This window comes from uncultured Streptococcus sp., assembly GCF_963521865.1.
GTDB lineage: Bacteria > Bacillota > Bacilli > Lactobacillales > Streptococcaceae > Streptococcus.
Map to the genome: position 1 here is coordinate 1 of NZ_CAUQWY010000100.1, position 2605 is coordinate 2605.

General features: G+C 36.7%; 2 protein-coding genes. Both read left to right on the forward strand.

Annotated features, from left to right (window positions below; genetic code table 11):
• Nucleotides 1-36: 36 nt before the first annotated feature.
• Entirely contained in the window at nucleotides 37-2073 is a 2037-nt protein-coding gene (locus tag RWO85_RS10335; RefSeq protein WP_314415772.1) for a bacteriocin-associated integral membrane family protein, read from the forward strand.
• Nucleotide 2074: 1 nt separating this feature from the next.
• On the forward strand, nucleotides 2075-2605 hold a 531-nt coding region (locus RWO85_RS10340), incomplete at its 3' end, for an ATP-binding cassette domain-containing protein (RefSeq protein ID WP_314415775.1).

Genomic DNA, 2605 nt, shown 5'->3' on the forward strand with positions numbered 1-2605 from the left:
TTCTATAGGGTTATTCTCTTATACAAGGAGTCTACTATGAAGAAACTATTCATATTATTATCAACTTTTTTTCTCAGCTTCTTCCTTGCTTGGATTATTGTCTTACGTGCGCCACAATATTTATATGCAAGCTATGATTCCGTTACTTTACTTCGTGTCAAAAAAGATACTCAGGAACCGACGCGTGAGGTATTTGAACAGGAATTGGAGAATTTTGCAAACTCCGAACAGAGTTTAATAGCTAGGAGAATTGTAGAGCCGAGTAAGGATGGGACGACTCACTTTACTTATGCAACTTATGGTCAGGGAACTTTACCAAAAGAATTCCAAGAAGCTAGCCAAGAAAGTCGTGAACGTAGTGATCCGCTAAATAGTTATCTCCTTTTGTCAGGCTCCTTAACGAAAGAAAAGCTTGCCGATAAATTAGGAGATTTGGGTTATAAAGCAATTGCTGACCGAAAGATACCGCCCTATTTTCTTGCTTTTCAAATATTACTAAATCCCCTTATTTTAATTAGTTTAGCAATATTTGGCTTATCTTTCTTTGCTTTAGTGATTATCACTCGGATTAAGGAAATGAGAGCAGCAGGTATAAAACTCTTTTCTGGTCAGACTCTCTTATCTATCATGGGGCATTCTTTATCTACTGATATCAAGTGGCTCCTTCTATCAGCCCTCCTTTCCTTCCTAGGTGGGGGAGTCGTTCTTTTTAGTCAAGGTTTGTTTTATCCTATCTTGTTAGCCACCTATGGTTTTGGGATTAGTTTCTATCTGTTGTTTTTATTGGCGATTTCAATTTTACTAATGCTTCTTTATCTAATGAGTTTGAGTTATAAAGCATTAGTTCCCGTTATTAAGGGAAGATTACCCCTTAAACGCTTGATGGCTTTAACCCTATTGTGTCAGTTAGTAGCTGTTTTTACAGTAGGCTACGCTGTTAAGACAGGTTTGACGTCTTACCAACGATTGAAAGAACTTGAAATTTCAAAACAAGCATGGCAGGATAGAGCAGACTATTATCAAATTTCTTTTGGCTTAGGTGATAGAGTAAAAGATACAGAAAATCAGAATAAGTGGTATGCCTTTGCCAAGGAAGCAATCGAAGAAGAACAGGCTCTATTTGTAAAAGATAATCTCATTCATTTTGCAAATCCACAAGGAAAAAATGAACAAGGAAAAAATGAACAGGGAGAGACACTGGATGCCTATAGTCCAGATGCTAATACGCTCTATGTTAGTCCCAGTTATTTGGACAAGGAAAAGGTCGTGGTAGATGCTGAGACCAAACAGAAGTTAGCCCATCTCCAAAAAGGTGAGTTTATCCTCTTGCTCCCAGAACATTTGCGCTCTCGAGAAGCAGAACTTAAGAAAGCTTTTGAAGAAAGATTGAGTGATTATGGAAAATCTGGTGAGGAGGCAAGTGCTCCTTTAGAGTATGAAATGAGAGCGATTGTTAGCTATCTTCCAACTGGAGAAAAGCGATTTGTTTATAATAACGGTGAAAGTCCAGTATCCATCCAGTACTTAACTGATCCGATTTTAGTTGTATTTACTCCAACATCTACAGGTGATAGTATCATTTCCAAATATAGTTGGTCTATCAAAGCTGGAAAACAACTCTTTATCAAAGGATATGAAGATGGGATTAAACTCTTGAAGAAAGCTAGAATTTATGAGCAAGTATCCTATCTTAAAGAAGGAAGAAGTGTTTATCTAACTCGTTATAATGAAGTTCAAACTGAAACAGCAACTTTAATCTTAGGAGCTATTGTGGGGATAGCTAGTTCTTTGTTACTCTTTTATTCTGTCAATCTTCTATATTTCGAGCAATTCCGCCGAGATATCTTGATTAAACGAATTTCAGGTTTACGATTTTTTGAAACACATGCTCAGTATATGGTTAGTCAATTTGCCAGTTTTGTATTTGGTGCTAGTCTCTTTATTTTAAGCAGTCGAGACTTGGTGATTGGCTTACTCACTTTATTAGTCTTTCTAGCTAGTGCAGTTTTGACGCTTTACCGTCAAGCGCAGAAAGAATCTCGTGTTTCTATGACAATTATGAAAGGAAAATAGGATGATTGAACTAAAGAATATATCTAAAAAATTTGGAAGCCGTCAGCTATTTTCAGATACGAATCTTCATTTTGAAGGTGGGAAAATTTATGCCTTAATCGGTACAAGTGGCTGTGGTAAGACAACACTCTTGAATATGATTGGACGATTAGAGCCATATGACAAAGGGCAAATCATCTATGATGGCACTTCTCTTAAAGACATTAAGCCCTCTGTTTTCTTTAGAGATTACTTGGGATATTTATTTCAAGATTTTGGCTTAATTGAAAGCCAAACCGTCAAAGAGAATCTTAATCTGGGTTTAGTTGGTAAAAAGTTGAAAGAAAAAGAGAAAATCTCTTTGATGAAACAAGCTCTAAATCGTGTAAACCTCTCTTATTTAGATTTGAAGCAACCTATCTTTGAGTTATCAGGAGGAGAAGCACAACGTGTTGCATTAGCGAAGATAATTTTAAAGGATCCGCCTTTGATTCTCGCAGATGAACCAACCGCTTCCTTAGACCCCAAAAACTCTGAGGAATTACTTTCTATC

Excerpts from the sequence above, each read along its gene's own strand:
- RWO85_RS10335 (WP_314415772.1), top strand. The coding sequence starts at position 37 with ATGAAGAAACTATTCATATTATTATCAACTTTTTTTCTCAGCTTCTTC.